Here is a 21,678-nt window from a genome sequence, read left to right on the forward strand (position 1 = left end):
GCGCACACAAAATGATTTACGTTCCACAATACGTCCGATACGGCCCGCACGAGTCCGGCGGCAGCGTGGCGTACTCGGCCTGCTCGGGCGCGTGCGCGTAAGGATTGGCGAGTGCGGCAACAAACCGTTTCAGCACGCTGTAGTCGCCGTTCTGCACGGCTGCCGCCAGTGCTTCTTCGACGCGATGGTTTCGCGGGATCAAGGCCGGGTTGCTCGCTTTCATCCGTTGCCGGACAGCATCGTCGGAGGGAGCATGGCGCTTTTGTCTTGCCTGCCACTTTTCCTCCCAGCTGGCAAACTCCGGGGCGGTGTACAACGCTTCGTCCCTCTTCTCCCCGAACGTCAAGGCGAGGAATGTGTTCGTATAGTCCGCCCGGTGCTTTTGCATCAGGCTGAGCAACTCGTCCATCAAGGCGAAATCGTCCTCTTCCTCGCCGAACAGCCCGAGCTTGCCCCGCATGCCAGCCAGCCAAGCCTGATAATACAGCTCGCCAAAGCGGGAAAGCTCCTGCTGCGCCAAGTGAACCGCCTGCGCCTGGTTTTCATGTACGAGCGGCAGCAGGGATTCGGCAAAGCGGGCCAGGTTCCAGACGGCGATTTGCGGCTGGTTGCCGTAGGCGTAGCGTCCCTGGTAGTCGATGGAAGAAAAGACGGTGGCCGGATCGTACACATCCATGAAGGCGCACGGGCCATAGTCAATGGTCTCGCCGCAGATGGACATGTTGTCGGTGTTCATCACGCCATGGATAAATCCGACGAGCTGCCACTTGGCGATCAATTCAGCCTGCCGACGGATCACTTCCTGCAGGAGAGCCAGATAGGGATTGTCCTGATCGGCTGCTTCCGGGAAATGTCTACGTATCGCATAGTCGGCGAGCGCTTGCAGCTCTTCATCGCCTCCCCATTGGGCAGCGTACTGGAACGTACCCACGCGCAAATGGCTGGAGGCTACCCGCATGAGCACCGCTCCGGGCAGTTCGTCCTCGCGAATCACGGTTTCTCCGGTCGTCGCCACCGCGAGACTGCGAGTTGTCGGGATGCCCAAACCGTGCATCGCTTCGCTAATGATGTATTCGCGCAGCATCGGCCCGAGGGCAGCCCGGCCATCGCCCTGCCGCGAGTACGGCGTGCGGCCTGAACCTTTCCATTGCAGATCAAACCGCTCGCCTTTGGGGGTAATGTGCTCGCCCATCAACAGCGCGCGCCCGTCCCCGAGCATCGTGAAGTGTCCAAACTGGTGCCCGGCGTAGGCTTGGGCAATCGGCTTTGCGCCAGCGGGAATGCGGTTGCCCGCAAAGATTTCCGCTCCCGCTTGCCCCTCCAGCGCTTCGGCATGCAAGCCAAGGGCCGCAGCCAGCGGACGGTTGAACATGACGAGCTTGGGTGAGCGTACAGGCGTAGGATTCAGTCTGGTAAAAAACATTTCCGGCAAGTTCGCATAGCTGTTGTCAAAATGCCAGCCGGCCTCTGTGTGGGGTTGGGTCATTGGTTCCCTTTGCTCCTTTTTCGTCAAATGATCGCCTTCTGTTCATTTTACCAAAAGGATACCCAAAAACATGCACGGGATTTTTGTCAAAGGTCCACGTAACCTCCCTCGATTGACTGGTGCCTTCGACTTTTCCTGGTTGCTCCCAAGCGCCTGCTGTCATAGCCGTTTTTGGCGGCAGCTCGCGCCTAAATCTGCTGCGGCACTTTCCTAAATTCCTTTTCATTCAAATAAACCGTCTCCGCATACAAGCGCAGCGAGTTTGCCCAATGCTGCTTGTATGCCGTCCACTCCTGCTCGTCAAAGTGTCGGTGCAACAGCAGCGAAAGAGGAATTTTCAGGTTCAGCAGCCTTCCGCTTATCAAAAAGCGGGTGACGCCCGCTGGCATGACGTGTCCATGTGTCACGATTGCTTCGATTTCTTCTATCGTATAGGGACGATAGCGGAGGCACACCATTCCTTTTTCGGGCAGCACCTCCAACCCCTGCGGAATCCGCCTGACAGGATAGCTGCTGCTGTACGACTGGACGATCCGGTGCCAAAGCGCAAGCAAATGCGCACTGCCTGCCCCCGCCTGCTTGGCCGTCACATATGTTTTTGTGCCGTCTGCATGCAGAATTGTAGCGATCTGCTCCCCGCCCTGTTCATTCGTGCATAAAAACGCGCCACTCTGGAGCAGCTCATTCAGCCATGCCCCTGACGGAACCACGTGTGCCCATGCCTCCAACTGGTAATCGGCATCTGTGACGACTTGCAATGGAATCCGGTGGCAGCCGAGTTTTTGCAAAGCAGCCGTGCGGTGTGCTCCGTCCAGAATCAAGTATCTGCCGTCCTGCATTTGTCTGGCGATCGGCGGGTGAAGCAGCATCCCCTGCTGCGAGATAGACTGGCACGTGTCGTCCAGGCGGTTTGGCTCGTGATCCTCGTGCAGGCAGACCCGATCCGCGGCAACAACCTGGATGGAAGACAAAACATGGTTCACGCTACAATTCCTCCTCAAGCTAAAATGCCGGCTTGCTCCAAGAAAATGTGGTCAGGGTGCGGATGGCTGAGAAAATCATGGTGGGAAATCGCCCACCCGTACGCCCCTGCATACTGGAAGCAGATAATGTCGCCTACCCGCAGCGACGGTACAAACACATCGCTTGCCAGTACGTCTTTTGGCGTGCAAAGCTGGCCAACGATGGTAATCGGGCCGTTTTCATGCCGGATGCGCTCGTACGGATACGCCCATTTTTCTGTCGGAATGACCGTAAACGGATGGCTGTGCTGCCACGAGGACGGAAGACGGAACTGGTGCGTCCCGCCGCGAATGATCGCGTACGTTTTGCCGTGGTTTTCCTTGATGTCCAGCACTTCTGCCGCATAGTAGCCGGAAGCGGCGGTCAAGTAACGGCCGCATTCGAACAAGACGTGGCGGACGGGAAGCGAAGCGCTGTCGAGCAGAGCAGACAAACCCTGCACAAAGGCCGGCCAGTCAAACTGCTGCTCCAAATCGGCGTAGTTGACCCCGATCCCGCCTCCTGCGTTCAGGTACGTTATATCCAGCTCAAACATGGCCCGCCACTTGGCGACGATCTGCAAATAGTACGCGACAAGCTCAACGTGCTTGGCCGCATCCAGATTGTTGGACAACGAGTGAAAATGAAAGCCTTTCAACTCTACGCCATCCAAGGCAAGTGCCAGACGAATTGCCTCCGGTACAAGCGACTCGTCGATCCCGAACTGCGTCGGGCGACCCGCCATGGCAAGTGTCGCGGAAGGAAACGGACCGCGCAGGTTTACCCGCAGCAAAATCGGGACGACCACGCCGTTTTTTCGCGCCAAAAAATCTACGCGTAAAAGTTCACTGAGGCTCTCGACGTGAATCAGGCTGACACGCTGCCGAATGGCGCCCTCTATCTCCTCGTTGGTCTTCCCCGGACCGCCAAACAAGATCGGAACGTCCGCAGAAATCGCCCGAACTTTGTCCACTTCCCCGAGCGATGCGACTTCAAAGCCGTGCACGTGCGGCAAGAGCGCACGCAAAATGTGCGGTTCGGAATTCGCCTTGATCGCGTAAAAAAGCCGGCACGCTGTCGGCAACGATGCTGCCTTTGACACGACATGGCTTCTCAGGTGATCCAAATCGTAGAGATAGGCGCAAAAAGGCTTGTCGCTGCTTGTGTGTGTCCGTTTTATATAATCAATGACTTGACTCATAGCCTCTCTCCCTTTTCCTCAGTTCCTGCTCTTTGTCGCGCAGCGTCCCGAGCTGCTGGCGCATCGCCCGAAACGCAATGCCCCGCTCATCGCCCAGCACGAAGGCGCGCACTCCTTTTTCGTACCACCCATCCATGTCTTCTGCGACGCGCGGAATCGCGCAGTACGGCACACCACGGCTGTGAGCGGCAGCCTGCACGGACGCAAGCGCGGTTTTCACAAGCTCGCCGCGCGTGTCCCACGGCCTGCCGAGCGACTGGGACAAATCTGCCGCTCCTTCCAGCACCATGTCAATTCCCGGCACATCCAAAATCTCTGCAATGCGCTCGACCCCTGCCTTGCTTTCGATCATCGGGACGACCATGATTTGCTCATTGGCCCTCTCCATGTAAGCGACCAGGTCGTTTTTGCCAAAAGCGCCAGGCCGTCCGCTGTTCAGGCTACGCGTGCCAAGCGGATAGTAGCGGCTGCTGCGGACGATCTGTTCGACCTGCTCTCTGCTCTCAACGTGCGGCACGACCACTCCCTGCGCACCGCTGTCCAGCGCCCGCAGGATGGTGCCGGGCTGTGCATCCGCCACGCGCACCAATGGGGTAATCTCTGCAGCTTCCGCGGCCCGGATCATGTTTTCCAACGTTTCCGGATTGACGAGTACATGCTCTGTGTCGATGATGACGAAATCGTATTCCGCGCAGCCGATCATCTCGACGACGACAGGAGCTGGTATCGAGCAAAACAGTCCGTACACCGTTTTGCCTTCGCGTAGCTTACGCTTGAGTGTATTTTCCTTGAGCAATTCCTCTCTTCTCCTTTTCGTTTTTAACGAGGCGACCTGCTGGCAGCCAAAGGATTCGGCACTTTGTGCACGCGCAGCTCCGTGTCCGCAAAGAGCCTGCGTTTCGCAAGCTGCTCAACCTCAATCGCAGGCGCGAACAAGTCGAAAAGCGAGAAGCGCTCTTTCAGATGCAGATGCCGCTGTTGGTACGACTCCAGCACCTGGCGCACAAGCTCCCAGAAGCGTTTTTCGGAAAAGCCGAAAGCGTCTGCCATGAGCAATGCCAGTTCGCCTATATTAATGAAGAAAAAGGCATCGTGCATAAAGTCGCGCACCAAAGCGAGATCATCGGTTTCAATAAACGAGTTGCGGTTTACGCGAGCGTGATAGGCTGGCGTTTCGAACAGTGCCGGGCAGCGTTCCGGCGCCGAAAGATATGTTTTGGAAAAGCGGATGCCGTCATGAAAATCTTTCAGCGCGACGCGCACAGGCATGCCCTCCCGATGGAGCAGCACCATGTTTTGCGCATGCGATTCCAGGGCGATACCGTGTGCATAGAGCATGTGTACGATTGGCAGTACGCTTGCTTCAAACAGGCGAGTCAGCCATCTCTCAGCCCCGTAACTCTCGATCCACGGTGCGATCAGCGGACGACCGTTGCCATCGAGGGCGCAAAGACCGTTGAAGGGCAGCGCCTGCTCGCCGTGTTCCAGGTAAGGATGCAAGCTCTCCCGCCAGATGCAGCCGAGCACCCCGTACGTTTTGGCCTGCACGAGCGCGGAATGCGGCGGAGCGTCATACGAAATCCCCATGATCTCACGCAGCAGCACCACGCGGGCTTCCTCTCGCAAAAAGTCATCTGACTGGACGATCTCATGCAGCCAGTCCGAGATGACCGGGGCATTCGCGACGGTGTGCGGAGCGAGAATCCGCCCTGTCGACGTGTTGACAAGACTCATCGCGAGCTTCACATACGCTTTGTGCGGGGCACTGGCATTTGCCAGCGTGCGGATCGACTGCTGCGGCCGATATGTGTCCTGCCCTATGCCAAGCAAAATCACGCGCTTTTGGCGCAAAGCCTCCAGAAAAGCCGTCGGCATGATGTTCTCCCACTGCCACGGATGCACCGGGACAAACAAAAAGTCATGGGGATCAAGCCCTCGGTCTCGAATGACCTGGGAAAATGCGGTCATCTGCTGTTCGCCAAGCTCATCCCGAAGCAGGCGCTCATACACAAGATGCCCGGAGATGGCGAAGCGAGCGTGCTTTTTCTCAACCGCGAGCCAGAGCAGGCCAAGCTCCTGTCTGAACTCGGGACCATACTGGTAGTTGTCGGCGTAGTCAAACCCGATGCGCGATTTATAGCTCGGATGGTACGGATGTCCGTCCATAATTTCGCCTTCCAGTGCGTCGTAATCGCGCAAAGAGAATCCGCCGCCCTGCAACTGGCGCTCGTACTGGGAAAGCGTGTCCTTGAGCTGTGTATGCTCCAGTTCATTGATAAACGCGGTCAATCGCTCTTCGTCAGCTCCCGTCTGATGCCGCACTTCCAGCAAAAACTGGGCGAGCGACTGCGCCTCAGCGCTCCCCTCGTCGCTTAAGCGCAGGATCGGGGCATCAAACAGACGGATGCGCCCGAAGGTGAAGCGGCGCTGCCCGCGGCAAATATAGCTGACAGCCTTGCCCTCCTCTGTCTGGCCCGCAATGCAAAATACCGTTTCGTTCCCTTCCTCATTCGTTTTGGCAGGAATCACACCTTCGAATAGCAACGCTTCGAGCAGCTGGCGAAAAATTCTTCGCCGCACCTGGACGTACTGTTCGGACTGAATCGCTGCTTCGACGGTGGCAGCCTGCTTGGCAAAATCGGTTGGTGCCATGATCTGCTTCATTGTTTCCTCCTCGATTGCGCCAGCGGATTGGGGACAGGGACATAGAGAGGTCTTTCCCCGCGACGCTGGAAGCTGCTGATAAAGTTCGCTTTGGCGGGCAACGTTTCCGACTCCAGCAAATCTTCGAGCATAGCTTGTGCTTCCTGGAAAAAGTCTGCCGAGCGGATTACGTCTCCCACGATGTGCCACAGCTTTTCTTCCGGAACCGCGCTGTAGTAGGCCAGCGTGCTGACGAGATGCCCGACATGATTGACGATGACGTAGTATTGGAATCGGCTCCACGCTTCTTCCTCCGCGTAAAGCACCGGGCTGTCTTCCCTCAGGCATTGGCCAAACATGTCTTGCTCGCGGGCGTGCTTGCGGCTGATGCTGACCCCTTCCAGATCACGCACGTAAAAGTGGACGGGCCAGCCATCGCGAAACGCGACCATCGAGTTTTGCACATGCGCCTCCATGCTGACCCCGTGCCGGACAAACAGGCGCAGCAACGGCACGAAGGAAATCTCAAGATATTGCCGCAGCCACTGTTCCAGCGACGCAGCAAGGGAAAGATGCGGCTGCTTTTCCGCCGACTTGCGCACAGCGTCCATGATCGGCGGGCACGACGAATGAGGCGGTTCCTCCAGCGCGGAGGCGACGACGATCGGCACCTCCTGATCCAGCGGAAGCACGACCGGATTTTCCCGGAAAATCGCCCCGAAGCTCTCGGTCAGCTTCTCGCGTTCTTCCGGCGCAGCCGCTTGTGGGGCAATCGTGCGGTAGCCTGATTCCTGCAGAATCGTAAAGGTTGCGTCCTGCACGTGCGGTGCCAATTTTTTGATGACGCGGCTGGCATCCATCGTTCGTTCCAGCTGATCGAGCGGATTGACCCGAATAAAGTTCGTAATTCTGACATTCAGCGGCAACTTGAAAAAATAAGGGTGATGGGGGTCCCACACGGTTCGGACGGACGAAGTCGGGTACACCTTGCTGCCGAGCGGTCCCAGATCAATCAGCAAGCCACTTTTCAGGAGACGCTGCACAATCGGCCAACTTTTCACATGCTCGGCCTGCCACGGATGGCACGGCAGCAGACGGTATGACTGCTGCGCTGCGGTCAGTTTACTTTTTGCCGCTTCGCACACCGTCTGAGGAATCCATTCCTCGCCACGCGGCTCGTCAGTCAAGCTCACTTCCCTGACAATCTCGGGAGCGCACGCGAAATAGTGCAGGACAAAAGAAGCCCCAAGCTCCGGCGCGTATTTCGTCATGTCCTGAGCTGTAAAGCCTTGCGAGCTTTTCGGCGTCGGATGGAACGGATGGCCGTACACCATCGCCTGTTCAGCCGCATAGAACCGTTCCATTCCTTGCAATTCCATCAGGACGCGCTTTTCCTGCAAGCTATAGTCCACATACGTGTTCGTCTTGTGGACGGAATTTTCGACCTGGGTGAGCAAGGTGTTGACCAGTTCTGTCTTGGGCAGGGAGGGCGGCGCCGTTTCTGCCAGCTCCTGCAAAAGCGCCGCTGCCAGCTTGCTCGCCGCAAGTACGGGCGAGATTTTCTCCCCTCCGTCCTGCAGCAGCCACAGCGAATGACCGTACCGATGATGGCCAAAAGCGGAAAAATAGGTGAGCGAGCCGACGATCTCCACCGCTGTCGCGGGCAGCTTCACCCGCATCGGCACACCTTCCGCCTGCAACTGCGAGACGATGTCCGGCGGCAAGTCGGCGAGCGCTCCTTCCTCTGCTCGCACGGTCGGGTCAAACACCCCTGTCTCCCGCAAAAAAGCGTTGAATAGACGCTCGATTGCCGCTGTCTCGGCCTGATTGCGTCTGTTTGTCACGGTGTCTAGTGTCACTCATTCTTCACCTCTTTGGCATGATAAGGTAGAGTGGCGTGGGCCAGTTGCTTTCGGGAAGCGGTGAGCGCAAGCCAGCCGGCACCACTCAAAAACGAAATCCCCATCGCAAAAAACGCCCACTCCAGTGGAAGCAGAGCTCCGAATCCCGCTCCCAGCAACGAACCGATAATTTGGCCAACGGTCAGCGTAGAGTTGGCCAGACCGATATAGACGCCGCGGTGGTTGTCGGCTGTTTCCAGTGTGACCACGAGAAAAATCGACTGGATGAGCGCCGCGAAGCAAAAGCCTTGCAGCGCTCGAAGCGGCAACAGCCAGAGGGCGTCAGTCGGCCACGTTTGCAGCACGATACCGAGTCCGCAACCGAGCATGGCCAGGCACACATTTTTCTCGACGCGCCTTTTGTCGTTGAGTCGCCCCCACCAAGGCGCTGCAAGAAACGTCGCCCCCCAGGTCACGGCCTGCAGCACTCCGACCCAGGAAGCGGCGTATGCGCTCCCGACAAGTCCTTCCACGTGGGGCGCAAAAATTGCGACCAGGCCGTACACGCCAAACTGGGCGAGCATTCCGGCTACGAGCATGTTCCGCAGCCGGGGATGACGCAGCATTTCCCGGGAGGCATGGGCAATCGGCAGCTTTTCGTGACCTTTTTGGCTCTTGCGGCGAGCCGGCTCTTGCAGAACCAATGCAGCCGCTACGCTGCACAGCGCGGTAAACAGAGCGCTCCACAAAATGATCGTCGCAAGCCCGAACCAGTCGGAGAGCAGCCCGCCGATCAGTGGCCCGGCAAGCGAGCCTGCGGCAGTCGCGCTTTGCAGATTGCCGAGGGCACGGCCTTTCGTCCCTTCGCTTGCCTGGGCCCCTGCAAAAGCGGCCGCCGCATCGACGACACCGCCAAAAGCGCCTTGCAGCAGCCGCGCCAGCACAAATGCGAGCGGCGAACTGGAGAGTCCCATCCAAAGTAAACTGATGGATATACCAGCCAAAGCGCGCACAACCATCCACTTTTTCCCTACGTGATCGCCGTATCTTCCCCAGAGCGGCGAAAACAGGCACATCGTCACGGCCGGAGCTGCCAGCGCCACTCCCGTCCAGATCCGGTTTTCTTCCGGAAGCGTTGCCCCAAGCTCCGCCATGTAAAAAGGCAGCAGCGGTACGATCACTGTCAGACTGCACGTGGAGAAAAACTGTCCCGCCCACAAAATGCGGAAGCTTTTGGCAAAGGAAGTCGTGTTGCTCATTTTTCTGTTTCGAGCAGCCGGAGCGGATTGCCTGTGCTCCCTGTGCCAGCAGGCATGCTCCCGCCGCCGGAATCGGTGCGCTTCAACAGCGGCGTCAGGAGCAGGCGGATCGGCCACGTATCGGACTTAAGCAGCTGTCTTTTCCATACGCTTTTTACCGTCTCTGGCAAGTCCGCTTCCTCCAGCGATTCGCGCACGACGGACGCGATCATGCGCCAGAACGCGGCTTCCTCAAGCGCATAGGCGGTCATCAGGGCATCGGCAATCGCATAGAGGTTGACCTGTACGCCCAATGTTTGAAAATAGGAGAGCAGTTGCTCCGGCGTCTCGTTGATAAGGCTGTTCGGCGTCCCGGGTTTGATGCGATACGCAGGCTCCAGCAAGCCTTCTGCCGCAAGCCACGGCAGATGCAGCCGGATCGTGTCATGGTCGCGCAGCAAAAGACCCGTTATCCGGTGATCGCGCACGATCAGCATCACATTTTGCCCGTGAATTTCCGGCATGATCCCGTAGCGGAACAGGCGAAGCGACGTGCCGATCAGCTCGCGGCAAACTTCACGGAACAGTTGCAAAGCTTCCGCCGCTCCTGCCTCTTTTCCAAAGCGTGCCCACAGCCATGTGGCAAACAGCGGGTTTTTCCCTTGCAGATCGACGACAGCCAGGGCAGACATCGGAATCAACTGCACAGCCTCGTCATGCAGCAAATCAGCCGGGTATTCCCGAATCAGGCACGCCAGATGACCAGGCTTATCCGCAAACGGATCCCCCGCCGGATCATGATAGCCCCACCAGTTCGTTTCGTCGCACAGGTGCAGCCGCTTTTTCAGCCACTCGTCTTTTTCCATGACGCTTGCAAGCAATCGCTGTCCTTCGGCCCCATTGTGCAAATAGCGTGGCGGCAACAGGCGCAGTGCCCCGAGAGAATAAATGCCGATTGGCACCTTGACGTGGTAGCGTTGGCGGTCTGAGGGAGCCAGCGCCCGCACGGAAGAAGTCGGACGAAACTCACCCAATCCCCGGACGACAGGCACGCATATCTGCTGCGCCAGTTCCTCGCGGTAATAAGCTGGCAGGACGCGATCTGTCTGCCAGGGGTGGACAGGCATCAGCAAATAGCGCTGGTCGTCAATCCCGGCTTTGTGCGCCGCTTGTTGCAAACTCGCTTTTTCTGCATCGTCCAAAATAAAGTCGGCGATATTCTTCCCTGTACTCGCCTGGATGTAGTCGCGGCGGACAGCGAACCAATCCAGCCCGAACGCTCGCCCATACTCGGCGCTGTACGCGCGGTACTCTTCGTCGCTCCACCCTCTTTTTGCCCGGGATGTCGGATGAAAAGGACGATCCCGCATGGCGGAGAAGCGTTCGGCTTGCAGGAGCGCGGGGGCGTCGCTCTTTTGCCCGTTTTGCTCCAAGCTGGCTTCGAATGACAATGCCGTATGGCGAATCGAATCTCGCAATTCCGTCTGAAAGTCTTGCAAATTCGGCATGCTTGCCTGCCGCTCCGCCGCAGAGAGCGAATCGGCGAACAGCTGCATGAACGTGATCGGGTCCAGCTCCTGCACGCTGTTTTCTTGCTGATCGATCAGCACCACGGGCAGCCTGCTGATTTTGTACGGCTGGATAAACTTCGCAGCTTTGACGCGCACGACCAGACTGCACGCGCGGTCAAGCGGCAGGCACAGATAATGCTCGCCCTCGTCAAGCTCGCTGCATTCGTGACCGGAAGGCCCCGGCCACGCTCGCTCCATTCGCGCCCGTTCGAGCAGCCCGGCCATGTTTTCTTGCAAAAGTGCGTTGATTAGGTCGCAAAAAACGAGCTGTTCTGCCCTTTGCCACAGCGAATGCTCTTTTTTCTGCAAATCCGTTTCCATCGCCAGTTTCTCTCCTCTCGCATCCTTACAGAGGCAGTCGGGTCCCTACGTTTTCTGCAACGGCTTTTTGGTAGATTTCATAAGCGCTCGAAATATCCTCGACGGCCATGCCCATCGGATTCAAGAGAATGATCTCATCCGCGGATTCCCGTCCCGCTTTTTTCCCCAGCAAAATTTCTCCCAGCTCCGCATGTAGCTGCTCGCGGGAAAACGCTCCTTCCAGAACGAGCTGGTTAATCACTTTCTTCTCGCGGTTCGACTGATCCCAGTCATCCACCACGACTTTGTCCGCTTTCAGGAAGACCTCTTTATGTACATCCATGATCGAGATGTTGCTGACAAACGCTCCTTTTTGCAGCCATTCAAACGGAATGTACGGCTTGTCGACCACCGTGCACGTAATCACGACTTCTCCGGCACGCACCGCCTGCTCTGCGCTTGTGGCGATCACGACCTCCACCGACGGCGCTTTTTCGCGCAACTGGTCGGCCAAGCGGCGAGCCGCATCGCTATTCAGGTCAAACAGGTAGATTGTCGCAATCTGCGGGAATTGCTCCAGCATGGAGCGAAGCTGTGTGCTGGCGATCACGCCGCAACCCATGCACGCGACAGTTTGAAAATCTTTTTTGGCGAGATAGCGCGCCCCGATCACGGTCACGGCAGCGGTACGCATCGCACTAATCAGGCTGGTTTCCATGACGGCAATCGGATAGTTGCTGACCGGGTCATTCAGGATGATTAAGCCGCTGGCCCGCTCCAGACCTCGTTTGCTCGGGTTGTCGTGCTTGCTGCCAATCCATTTGAGCCCGGAGACAGGAGCTTCCCCGCCAACATAAGCCGGCATGGCGATGATCCGGTCTGCAATATGACCGTTCGCCTCATTGACACGCAAGTACGGCTTCAAGGGCTGGACAAAATCTCCCTTGGCATGCAGCTCCAGCGCCCGTGACACGGCTGTTACATACAGATCGGACGAATTGCCCCCCAATTGCAAAATGTCAGATTTGGACAAATACAAGATGGATGGTTGATTGGACATGGTTTGTGATCGCTCCTTTTTTCTCACGTTATACCGTTACGGCTGACTTGCTGAGTTTTTGCACCCACGCTTCATCGTACACACTGTCGAGATAGCGCTCGCCTCGATCCGGCAAAATCGTCACTACGCGCGATCCGGCAGGAAGAGTCGAGATGATTTTTTGAATCGCTGAAATGACGGAGCCGGACGACCCCCCGGCAAAAATCCCTTCCGCCGAGAGCAGTTCCTGGCATCCCCGCACGGATTCGCTGTCGCTGACAAAAACGACGTCGTCTATTTCCTCCCGCTTGAACAGTTCAGGAACACGACTGGAACCGATGCCGGGCAGCTCGCGCGGGGCAGGCGGCGCTCCGAAAATGACCGATCCGACAGCATCCACCGCGATGACCTTCAGATTCGGATTTGCTTCCCGCAGTCTGCGTGCGGTTCCCAGAATGCTTCCCGTCGTGCTCACGGCCATGACCAGATAGTCGACCTTGCCGCCTGTCTGCTCGACGATTTCACGCGCGGTGCCGTGGTAGTACGCCTTCCAGTTGTTTTCATTCGCGTACTGGTTGATCCAGTAGGCATTCGGAATCGTGGCCAAGAGCTCTTTTACCCGCTTGATCCGCGTTTTCAAATACCCGCCCTGATCGTCAGGCTCCTGCACCATTTCAATGTTGGCGCCAAGCTGCTTGATGATCGTGAGGTTCGTCTTCGTGATCTTGGGATCGACCACGCACGTAAACGTAAGCCCGTAGACCTTGGCAATCATCGAGATGGCAATGCCCAGGTTTCCAGACGTACTCTCGATCAAATGCGTGCCCTCATGGATGGTGCCGTCTTGCAGTCCTTGCTCGATGATGTAACGCGCGGGACGATCTTTCATGCTTCCGCCGGGATTCATCAGTTCCAGCTTGGCGAAAACTTCCACCTCGTGCTGCGCGAACAGTCGGCTCAGCTTGACCAGGGGGGTGTTCCCTACGCAGGAAACAATAGAATCAGAAGCGGCACTTCTTCCACCAGCTACTTCCAGATTGGATCGAATCACCACAGGCACATTCTCCCTTTCATTTCTCGATAATGAAAATCATTATCGCTATATATGTTGCACATACATAATATTTGATAATGATTCTTAATGTCAATTAGGAAAATGGCATTTTTTTCTTCCATGATTCGACACCGCTCTTCTCCATCTGGCAGTTGCTCACACAATGCCAAAGAAGCCCTTTCCTGCGCGAATCAAGGGCTGCGTTTTCCCCATTCTTTATTCCTGACGACCTATTTGCCTTGACGAAAAAACGGCCTCCAGCCGCATTATCGTTTGAAATGATGTATGCGGATCGCCGCTTGTATAATTGAATGGCAAAGGAAATTCACACCTATTGGACTACCTGCCTGCTTGCTGCCGTTCTCTTCGCCCCTCCCCCTCTGCCGCTCGTGAAACAGACGAGCGAAAACTCCGCACGCGTAAAGAGCGCCGATCTGGGGGGCCGTTTCATGCCCACTCCTTTTTGTATGTAGAGAATCGCACGCGCATGCCCATTGTTTGTTCGGTTATGGAACCAAAAAGAAGAGGCACACCCTCCCGCCTCTTCTTTTCGCTATTTTCCTTGTCGAAATCACTTGCACGTAAATGGTGGTTTGTGCGGAGGGGGAGGTGTAGGCACAGGCAACGGCACTTGCTGATCTTGCAAAACTTTCAGGCCGAGATTGAGGACGATTTTCTCCCGCACGCTTGAAAACGGCTGCTCGACGCTTTTTCCTTTTTTCGAGCCTTGCCCGATGTCCAATTCGGTAAATTCGGAGTACACCAGCTCACAGTACGGCTTTTCGTTGTACACCTGGCGATTTCCGAACAATCCCATGTTCAACTGGGCAGCCGTTCCCGCTTTGTTGCCGAGTTCGCCGGATGACGAGACATCTGGTGTAAGCTGCAGAGACGGGCCGCTCGTCGGGAAGGTAATGCCCACGCAAAAATCGAATGGCAACAAGGCAGAAACGTGGCGAATATCTCCGCAGACTGCACTGTCCGACATGTGATCGGCGGTGGCGTACTCGATGTTTTTGCGGATGAAGCCGCTTCCAAACAGTTTGGCTGCATACGGATTGAAGGTCGGAACGAGCTCGCATTGTTCGAGAATGACACTTTTCCACGTGCGAATAATTTCCAGCGCCGGCTTTTCCAGCTGGACATTGGCTTCCACACATACAACGACGGAAATTTCCGCCAATGTCACAGGCACCTTGATCGTCTTCGGAAACGTGGTCGCTTCGAGACTGGAGCTGAACACACGCACATTTTCCACCGCACAGGAATGAGGGACTGGCTTTTTGCCAAGCTCCTGTTCAGTCTTGATGCTGAACTCCTTGTCAGGCTTGTGCTTGTACCCATTCCCGCACTTGCATTCGAACTTGTGCTTGTGTTCGTGCTCGTGCTTGTGTTCATGTTCGAGCTTGAACTTATATTCGTGTTCGTGTTTATGCTTGTCTTTGTGCTCGTGCTTGTCCTTATGCTTGTGTTTGTCGTCATTGCAAAAGTATTCAACGATGAACTTGCCTTCTTTTGAGTCGTTTTGTTTCCCCATGTTGGTTATCCCTCCTTCTCCGTTCCCGAACTTACCATTCATTGTATGGCCTGGACTCTCTATTGGACTTGGCTGTTGCCGAGCGCAATTTACCCATTTTTTGTTATTAGCTGGCAAATTCCATCTCTTATATTTACCTAAGTAACTATCTTGCGAAAGCCTATGTACGGCCCGGACGTGCCAAGTGTGCATTTGCCTGCCACTGTGGCGATCTGTGGGCGGGCAACCTGTTCTGATGGTCCTCCTGCCTGCTTTTTGATCGCCCGGCAAAAAGCAGGCCTCACACCTGACCCAGTCGGCAGAGCGGAACCAACTGTTTGCGAAACCAGCAAATTCGCCCGCTTACAATCGCCACTCCGTTGTAAACATGCCCGCTTGCACCGTGCTCCAGAAACGGCTCGGACATCAGACTCGCTTTCCACTCTCCGGTCTCGATCCATTTTTCCTGCAAGGCCAGCGGGCCGTTGTCGACAAGTACGCGCGCTTCCGTTTTTTCGCGGACAACGGGCGGGCGCAATACGGTGGAAGTAAAGGGAAGGCGCAGCGTCTCATGCGCGACTTGTCCCGCCTCACCTGTCGTGCCAAATGCTGTCAGTTCAAATTCGCCCCGCACCCAAACGACTCGTCCGTTGTTCTCATGGCGCGTCTCCTGCACCTCGATGGCGATCTGCGGCTGAAGCTTATGCCACTCCTGTTTCCAGCAGGCCTGGATCGGGTGTACCCAGTTTACTTCCCACACCTCTTCCAGCACGGGCACTTGCACATAGGAGCGCTCAGCCTGTTCGCTGTACGACACATCGGCGAACACCACATGATTGTTCGCTGCGTTCGCTTGTTGCCGGGGCATGGGCTGTTGTTGGTGCGATAGCCTGACGATTGACGTATCCGTTGCAGGTTCAGATTCAGGTTCGGGCTTGACCTCGCCTTTGGCTTCGGCAGTCTCCTGTCCCGTTACGTCGTACTGCTGCTCATCGATTTGCTCCCATCCTTCCTCGGTCGGCCGGGCAGCAGACCTCCGCAGACGCTGCGGCTTGGTCCATGGCGATTTGCTCAAAAGTGACCTGGACCAGGGCAGCTTTTTGACGACAGGCTTTCCGCCCCTTCGCTCCTGTCTGGCCTGGTCACGGACGAGAGGCCCTTTGCTTTTGGAAAGCCTGGTTCCTCCCGCTCGAAGTGGCGGATGCTTGTCAGCTGTTATGCCCTGCTTTTCCACTTGCTTTACGCGCAAAAATTTTTGCTGGGGGCTTTTCGGTGCCCTTTTTAATTCTGCGTTGTTTAAAAAAGGCGATTTTTTCGCCGCTGCTCGTTTCGGGTGGGGGACAGTCATGTGCAACCTCCTTTCTTTCGGTCTGTCGCGTTACTTCTTTGCTACATTCATACGCGTTGCCGTGCCCGTTGGGTATAGTCGACTGTCTTCGTCGGCAGCGGCAGAAATTTTTGCACGCCAAAAAAAGCCCGATTTCCAAGCGATCGGACTCTTTCTTTCTGCTCTGTTCTGCTCTGTCGTTTTTTCCAGGCGGACTTCCCCCTGCTTACACCTGTTTGCGCAGCTCGTCGGGCACACGCATTTTTTCGCCTGTTCTTACGCTAATAGCGACAAACGTAACGTCGGCTTGCAGGACAAGCTCATCATGCTGGTTGCGGATGAGCTGCCGGAGAACAAAGCTCGTATTGCCCACCCGTTCTATGTACGAGTGAATCAACAGGACGTCGCCGAGAAAAGCCTCCTTTTTGTACTCCGCGTGCAACTGAGCCACAAACGAGCGGAAGCCAAGACTGGCAAAATAGTGATACCAAGGCTGGCGCGCCTGCTCCAAAAACGCCATGTACTTGACGTTGTTCACATGGCCATCGTGTATCGCCTCTGGCTGCACGTGAATTTCGAACGGTGAAAAAGGTGTCATGGACGAATCCCCTTTTCTTTTGTGCTGGCAGGTTTCTTTTCGTCAACATTCGCGGTCCACGCGGAAAATTCCTGCCAGCCTTGTCCATCGTCCATCGCACGGGAGACAGGCGCATTTTCACTTTTCACTCTTTGACTGCACCGGACGTCAACCCGGAGATGATCCGTCTTTGGAAAATCAGCACCATGACCACGAGCGGAACGGTAACGATGATGGATGCGGCCGAGATTTCCCCCCACGGAATCGTGTACATCCCCTGAAACATGACGATACCTACAGGAACTGTCTTCATCGCTTCTTGCGTATTCAGCGTCAGCGCGAACAAAAATTCGTTCCAGGCGGCGATAAAGACGAGAATCGCTGTCGTAAACACGCCTGGCATTGCCAGTGGGAAAAATACTTTCGTCATCGTCTGCCAGACGCTCGCTCCGTCCACCTTTGCGGCTTCTCCCAGATCGCTCGGAATTTTGCGGAAGTAGATCGTCAAATTCCAGATCGCGAGCGGCAGCGCAAAAGTCGTGTACGGAATAATCAGGCCAAGGTAGCTGTTGGTCAGACCCATGGATTGCATGAACATGAATATCGGCGAGATCGTGGCAATTTGTGGGAACATGGATACCGCCAACACGACGCCGAGAATGATCGTCTTCCCGCGAAAAGACAGCCAGGCAATCGCGTACGCGGCAAAGGACGCGATTGTGATCGAGTACAACGTCGTCAGCGTCGCTACTACCGTCGAGTTCCACAAATAAGTAGCGAATGGCCGTTCGGTGAAGACCCGGATGAAGTTGTCGAGCGTCGGATTCTGGATGATAAAGTGAAAGGCGCGCTCTCCAAAAAGCTCTCCGGGCGGCTTCAGTGCGGCAAGCAAAATCCATAAAAACGGGAACATGACGACGAAGACAAAAAGCAGCAATCCAATGTAGAACAAGGGCCCTGCACTTTTTTGCATGCGCGTTTCCTCCTTATCTTCTGTTGCCTTCACCCAAGAGGTCTGCCCCCAAAATTTTCACGTAGCCAATCGAGATCAAGGCGACGCACAAGAAGACAATGACAGCGAGCGCCGAGCCTTCCCCAAAACTCATCTGCGCAAACATCGTTTTGTAGGCGTAGATGGAAATGGTTTCGGTAGAGTTGGCTGGTCCACCGCCCGTCAACGCGTAAATGAGGTCGAACACGCGGAAGGCATCCAGCGTCCGGAACAATAGCGCTACAAGAATCGTCGACTTGAGCATGGGCAGCGTGATGCGGAAAAACTGCTGCAAGCGGCTGGCCCCGTCTACAGAAGCGGCTTCGTACAAGCTTTGCGGAATCGTCTGCAAGCCGGCAAAGATCAACAGCGCCATGAACGGAGTCGTCTTCCAGACGTCCGCCAAAATGACCGAGAACATTGCGCCTGCCTTTGTCGAGAGCAGCACGCCCATGTCCGAAACAAGTCCTGTCGCCTCAAACAGATGGGCGACGATCCCGTTTTGTCCGTCGTAGAGAAATTTCCACATCATCGCGGAAATCACCGTTGGAATGGCCCACGGAATCAGGACAGTTGCGCGGACAAGCCCCCGCCCGCGAAACGGCCGATTGATGAGCAGCGCGATACCCAAGCCAAGGACAAGCTCAATCGCAACGGAAATGACCGTAAAAAAGAACGTGTTATACAAAGCCGCCCACATGCGGTTGTCGGTCAAAAACTGCTTGTAGTAGGTGAAGCCAACGTAGTTCGGCTCAATGATCGAGGATTTGATTCCCGACACGACACCGACGGCCCCCTCGGGCTTGGACAACTGCTTTTGCGCGCCGAGCTCCAGGAGCGTCGACTCTGCTGTCGCCAAGGTAGTCCGTATGGTTTCGGTCTGCTCGGCCGAGAGTGTCACGTACTTCAGTTCGGCGGGCACTGGCTTGAATTCCAGCAAAAGCTGATCGATAGCTTCATAGCGACTCGCGATCTCGCCTGTCTGGCTGAGGGCAGCATGCATTTGCTCGATCTGCTGCCGGACTGCGTCCAACCGTTCCTTCGTTGCCCCTTCGGCTGTCTCCGCCTCTTTTTTCACATAGCGGAGCAAATTGGGCAGCGTGCTGACGTAGCGCTCCATATCCAGACCATACGAGGAATGGATCTCAGTCTTTGTCGGGTCATTCAGCCGGATGTCGTGCAGACTGATCCAAAATGATCGCATGACAGGCCAAATCGCGATGACAAGTATAATCAGCAGTGCGGGAAAAATCAGCAAATAGCCCATCTGCTTTTCCGTAAGGGACCCTTTGTTTTGTCGATTCATCCGTTCACCACCTTCTCCTGATTGAAAGCCTCGTGGAACTGTGCGAGATCCATTCACTCCCGGGAGAGACATCCTCCCCCGGAAGCGATGCGGACCCGTTCTTGTTTACAGCTTGTCTTCGGCTATTTTTTCATCAGTTCGTTCATTTTTGTTTCCATGTTTTGCACAGCCTGCTCGGCGGATTGTTGTCCGGCGAGTGCCTTGGACACCTCGATCTGGATTACTTCCGAAATTTTCGGATAAATCGGGGTGGTCGGACGGGAAACAGCAGCGCTGACGCCATCTACGAAATCTTTGTTGGCAAACAACGGGCTTGCCTTTTGCACGTCAGCATCTTCATACACAGGCAGCAGAGTTGGGGCGAGGCCGCCGTGTACCGCCGAAATTTTTTGTCCCTCGGCTCCTGTCATGAACTTGAGGAATTCCCAAGCTTCTTTCGGATGTTTGCTGAACTTGTTGATTCCGCCCATCCAGCCGCCGAGTGCGGCTGCAGACCCTGCATCTCCTGCTGGCAGCGGCGCGATTGCCACTTTGTCGACGATTTTCGATTGGGCCTGATCCTGCGCCAGTGCGAACTGGTACGGCCAGTTGCGGATAAAGGCCGACTGTCCTTCCAGGAAGGCGGTATGCGATTCTGTCTCCATGAAGGTAGTGATGTTGCTTGGCACGAAGTCCGATTGGACGACTTCGATCATTTTCTGCAAGCCTTTGATGGTGGCCGGATTGTTGATCGCTACATTGCCCTGTTCATCGAGAATTTTGCCGCCGTAAGAGGCAATGAACTCGACGAAGTTGCACACGAGTCCTTCGTATTGCTTCGCTTGCATCAGGTAGCCGAATTTCGTGCCTCCCTGTCCCTTCGTGGCTTTTGCCTGCGCGATCAATTCATCCCATGTTTTGGGCGGCTCTTGGACCAGGTCTTTGCGGTAAAACAGCAGTCCGGCATCGATGAACTTCGGCATGGTCCATTGCTGACCACCAAAGTTCCCAGCATCCATCGCCCCTTTGATGTATTTTCCGGTATCGATTCCGTCCTGCTCGATCAGGCGGTCGAGCGGAAGCAGATAGCCGGCCTGGGCAAATTCAGCGGGCCAGATGACGTCCAGGTCAAACACGTCGATCTCCGACGATTGCGCACTGAACATCGTGACGTACTGGTCGTGGCTCTGTCCGGTATCCGCAGGCATTTCGCGAATCTCTACCTCAATGTTGGGGTGAGCGTTCTGAAAAGCTTCCACAAGCCTTTTCGTGGAGTCTGTAGAGTCTTTGCCGCGGGCGTAGACGATTTTGACTTTTTCTGCAGGCTGTGACGCAGGTTCTGTGTTGGATGTGTCTGTTGTGGGCTGTCCCTGGGCGGGCGCGGATTGTTGCGGAGTGGATGAGCATGCTGCCAAAGAGAGTGCAACCGTCAAGGTAAGTCCCATTGATGCAAGTCGTTTCATCACTTTCATACAATTCAACCCCCTATGCTCTTTGTATGAATCTATTTCTTCGCCTGCAGAAGCAGGACAAGAAACCATCGTTACAGTCGGACAGCCTCGCCTGTTTGCGCCGACTGGTAAATCGCCTCGATCAACCGGGTAATGTACAAGGCTTGCTCTGGGGTGCAAAGCGGCTGTGCCTTGCCTTCGATCGCATCGAGGAAATTGCCGAGCAAGAGAACCCGTTCATTGCATGGCTTTGGCGAAAGCTCCGTCGTTGCCGTCACGCCGCCCCACTCGTGGTACAGCGTGAGCTTTTCCTCCAGCAAGTCAAACGAGACACCGCCCTCCTGCCCGTACAGTTGCAGGAAAACGTTTTCTTTTTCAATGTGAGAAGCCCAGCTGGCATCAAGTGTGAGCGAAAATCCGTTTTCAAACGTAATCATCGCAACGGCCATGTCTTCCACGTCGAATTTGCCGTCATCCACACGTCTTCCCCACTCGGACAGTCCACGCTTGTGCGGGCCGAACTGCGCATACGTTTGACCGAGTACAGATACCGGCTTCGGATGACCCAGCAGCCACAAAGTCAAGTCGAGCATATGTACCCCGATGTCGATCAAAGGCCCGCCGCCAGCCAGCTCTTTTTGCGTAAACCAGCTTCCCCAGCCAGGGATGCCGTTGCGGCGAACCCAGCCTGTCTTGGCGTGGTAAATCGTGCCCAGTCTGCCTTCATCCAGCCATGCCTTGACTTGCAGGGCTTGGCTGCGAAAGCGGTTGTTTTGCGCGACCATCAAAATTTTCCCGGCTTGCTTCGCTGCATCGATCATTTCTTGTGCCTGTCCGGCGTTCAGCGCGATCGGCTTTTCGCACAGCAGGTGCTTGCCTGCGGCCAACGCCTGTTTGGCAGCTTCGGCATGCAAATAGTTCGGGACGCAGACGATTGCAGCGTCGATCTGCGACTCGGCAAGCATCTCCCGATAATCGGCAAATACGTGCGGAATACCGTACTGCCGCGCCTTTTCGTTGGCCATATCCGTCGATACATCGGCAATGGCGACAACCTCGGCGCGCGGTTCCCTCCTGGCTGCCTCCAGATGAGCCTGAGCGATCCCGCCTGCTCCGATGATTCCGATTTTGTGCGTTTGCATAGTTGTCACACCTC

General features: G+C 55.9%; 17 protein-coding genes. All 17 read right to left on the minus strand.

Going from position 1 to position 21,678, the window contains the following annotated elements:
- Nucleotides 1-16 precede the first annotated feature (16 nt).
- Entirely contained in the window at nucleotides 17-1,486 is a 1,470-nt protein-coding gene (locus tag EDM57_RS05840; protein ID WP_122903929.1) for a protein adenylyltransferase SelO, read from the minus strand.
- Between the two features lie 188 nt (nucleotides 1,487-1,674).
- Complete coding sequence (locus EDM57_RS05845) at nucleotides 1,675-2,469, minus strand: ParB N-terminal domain-containing protein (RefSeq protein ID WP_170163400.1); 795 nt, start codon at nucleotides 2,467-2,469, stop codon at nucleotides 1,675-1,677.
- A 14-nt stretch (nucleotides 2,470-2,483) separates the two neighbouring features.
- A complete protein-coding gene (locus EDM57_RS05850; RefSeq protein WP_122903834.1) occupies nucleotides 2,484-3,689 on the minus strand; it encodes a type III PLP-dependent enzyme in 1,206 nt (401 codons plus the stop codon).
- Nucleotides 3,673-4,485: an HpcH/HpaI aldolase family protein gene (locus EDM57_RS05855; RefSeq protein ID WP_122903835.1), complete on the minus strand. Its 813-nt coding sequence runs from the start codon at nucleotides 4,483-4,485 to the stop codon at nucleotides 3,673-3,675. Before EDM57_RS05855 ends, EDM57_RS05850 begins: the two co-directional genes overlap by 17 nt.
- Nucleotides 4,486-4,508: 23 nt before the next feature.
- The gene (locus tag EDM57_RS05860; RefSeq protein WP_122903836.1) at nucleotides 4,509-6,353 is read right to left on the minus strand and encodes an IucA/IucC family protein; all 1,845 of its coding nucleotides are present in this window, start codon (nucleotides 6,351-6,353) and stop codon (nucleotides 4,509-4,511) included.
- Nucleotides 6,350-8,191, minus strand: a complete 1,842-nt coding sequence (locus EDM57_RS05865) for an IucA/IucC family protein (protein WP_122903837.1) — start codon at nucleotides 8,189-8,191, stop codon at nucleotides 6,350-6,352. Before EDM57_RS05865 ends, EDM57_RS05860 begins: the two co-directional genes overlap by 4 nt.
- Nucleotides 8,188-9,432: an MFS transporter gene (locus tag EDM57_RS05870; RefSeq protein ID WP_122903838.1), complete on the minus strand. Its 1,245-nt coding sequence runs from the start codon at nucleotides 9,430-9,432 to the stop codon at nucleotides 8,188-8,190. The genes EDM57_RS05865 and EDM57_RS05870 overlap by 4 nt, the downstream gene beginning before the upstream one ends.
- Complete coding sequence (locus EDM57_RS05875; protein WP_122903839.1) at nucleotides 9,429-11,303, minus strand: IucA/IucC family protein; 1,875 nt, start codon at nucleotides 11,301-11,303, stop codon at nucleotides 9,429-9,431. Before EDM57_RS05875 ends, EDM57_RS05870 begins: the two co-directional genes overlap by 4 nt.
- 25 nt (nucleotides 11,304-11,328) lie before the next feature.
- The gene (sbnB, locus tag EDM57_RS05880) at nucleotides 11,329-12,342 is read right to left on the minus strand and encodes a 2,3-diaminopropionate biosynthesis protein SbnB (RefSeq protein WP_122903840.1); all 1,014 of its coding nucleotides are present in this window, start codon (nucleotides 12,340-12,342) and stop codon (nucleotides 11,329-11,331) included.
- Nucleotides 12,343-12,370: 28 nt separating this feature from the next.
- Entirely contained in the window at nucleotides 12,371-13,375 is a 1,005-nt protein-coding gene (gene sbnA / locus EDM57_RS05885) for a 2,3-diaminopropionate biosynthesis protein SbnA (protein WP_281274223.1), read from the minus strand.
- A 571-nt stretch (nucleotides 13,376-13,946) separates the two neighbouring features.
- A complete protein-coding gene (locus EDM57_RS05890; RefSeq protein WP_246005751.1) occupies nucleotides 13,947-14,912 on the minus strand; it encodes a CsxC family protein in 966 nt (321 codons plus the stop codon).
- A 280-nt stretch (nucleotides 14,913-15,192) separates the two neighbouring features.
- Entirely contained in the window at nucleotides 15,193-16,239 is a 1,047-nt protein-coding gene (locus EDM57_RS05895; protein ID WP_122903841.1) for a hypothetical protein, read from the minus strand.
- A 205-nt stretch (nucleotides 16,240-16,444) separates the two neighbouring features.
- On the minus strand, nucleotides 16,445-16,816 hold the full coding sequence (locus EDM57_RS05900) for an acyl-CoA thioesterase (protein WP_122903842.1): 372 nt from the start codon (nucleotides 16,814-16,816) through the stop codon (nucleotides 16,445-16,447).
- 124 nt (nucleotides 16,817-16,940) lie between these two features.
- Nucleotides 16,941-17,768 (minus strand): carbohydrate ABC transporter permease, encoded by an 828-nt coding sequence (locus tag EDM57_RS05905; RefSeq protein WP_122903843.1) that lies wholly within the window; start codon nucleotides 17,766-17,768, stop codon nucleotides 16,941-16,943.
- Nucleotides 17,769-17,781: 13 nt separating this feature from the next.
- On the minus strand, nucleotides 17,782-19,092 hold the full coding sequence (locus EDM57_RS05910) for a carbohydrate ABC transporter permease (RefSeq protein WP_122903844.1): 1,311 nt from the start codon (nucleotides 19,090-19,092) through the stop codon (nucleotides 17,782-17,784).
- A 122-nt stretch (nucleotides 19,093-19,214) separates the two neighbouring features.
- Nucleotides 19,215-20,543: an ABC transporter substrate-binding protein gene (locus EDM57_RS05915; protein WP_122903845.1), complete on the minus strand. Its 1,329-nt coding sequence runs from the start codon at nucleotides 20,541-20,543 to the stop codon at nucleotides 19,215-19,217.
- Nucleotides 20,544-20,614: 71 nt separating this feature from the next.
- Nucleotides 20,615-21,664 carry a Gfo/Idh/MocA family protein gene (locus EDM57_RS05920; RefSeq protein WP_122903846.1) on the minus strand — a complete coding sequence of 350 codons (1,050 nt, stop codon included), beginning with the start codon at nucleotides 21,662-21,664 and terminating at the stop codon, nucleotides 20,615-20,617.
- Nucleotides 21,665-21,678: the final 14 nt, after the last annotated feature.

The sequence above is a fragment of the Brevibacillus gelatini genome, from assembly GCF_003710935.1.
GTDB classification, from domain to species: Bacteria; Bacillota; Bacilli; order Brevibacillales; family Brevibacillaceae; genus Brevibacillus; species Brevibacillus gelatini.